2 protein-coding genes are annotated in these 1,140 nt (G+C 61.8%); both read left to right on the plus strand.

Annotated elements, in window-relative coordinates; all coding sequences use genetic code 11:
- A partial coding sequence (locus RBA40_RS33270; RefSeq protein WP_306653180.1) for a hypothetical protein occupies positions 1–580 on the plus strand: 580 nt, incomplete at its 5' end.
- 2 nt (positions 581–582) lie between these two features.
- A partial coding sequence (locus tag RBA40_RS33275) for a hypothetical protein (RefSeq protein ID WP_306653182.1) occupies positions 583–1,140 on the plus strand: 558 nt, incomplete at its 3' end.

The raw sequence follows: 1,140 nt of genomic DNA on the forward strand, positions 1-1,140 counted from the left end.
TTCTCAAAGTTATCGAGACCAATCTCGCGACTACTCCATTGCTGCCGCAGGAAGCGCGGCCATGGCTAGCAGCATCGTAGCCTTTGTTGACTCGAATTCGATCGCGAAGGGAAGCATCGACGCGTCAAAGCAGGTGCGCTTCGAGTGCGACACGCTGATTCCAACGGGCACCGTTATCCCGTTGACCGTGCCGGCGGCTGGGGGGACCATCGCGCTGCTGTCTGACTTGCAGGAACTGGTGCGCGCAATGACCTTTTACGATTCCGGCACGAGCACTGCGGTGGCGTACGCCAACGGCGGAACGCAGCGCGTGGCACCAGCGTCGGGCGCCAAGACGATGAGCTTCACGGGGTGGCCGGCCAGCGGCAAGCAGGCGGTGCAATTTCTTGAGCTGGTAAATATCGGCCTTGGTGGCAATCCGGCGTGGCCTGCGGGCGCGCGGTTCATCCGGTACGATGGCGTGATCCAGACGACGGCAGCCGCGGCGAATATCACGTGGCAAACAGGCGGCACCGATTACGTCATGGTGTCTACGCGCGATGGCGGCACCACGCTCATCGTGTCCGTGCTGCGAGGCTGATCATGACGCCTATCGACGCCCGCCGCAGCGGGTTTTACGGGAAGCGCGCACGCACGCCCATGACTGCAACCTTCACCAGCAGCGGCACCTGGACGGCGCCGGCGTCGACCGCCATGGTCGACAGCCTGGTCGGCAAAGGCAGTAACGGCGGCGCGGCGCCGGTGCTCAGCGCCAGTGTCGTAGTCGCAACCGTTTTCTGGCATATCGGCAGCGGTGGCGCTAATGCTGGTATCTACGACTGGGCTTCCGCAACAAGTTCGGCGAACGCGCAGCGAATTGCGATTAATGCCGGTGGCAGTCCAAATTACACCTTCTACAACATCGGCCAGTTCTCGAATAGCACTTACACGGTTTCTACCGCACCATATTCCTTGTCGGGCGTGATCGCCGGATCGGCCACGATTTCCTATGAGCCTGGATGGCTGAGCAGTGGGAATATCGCTGGAGGCGGATCCGCACAATCTTGGTCGGCTACGGTGAGCTGGAACTACTACGGCTCGTCCACGAACGGCAGCAATAGTACCGCGCTCGGCTACACCTTCGCCGGCGGGATCAGCGGG

It is taken from the genome of Massilia pseudoviolaceinigra, assembly GCF_030846505.1.
GTDB classification, from domain to species: Bacteria; Pseudomonadota; Gammaproteobacteria; order Burkholderiales; family Burkholderiaceae_D; genus Telluria_A; species Telluria_A violaceinigra.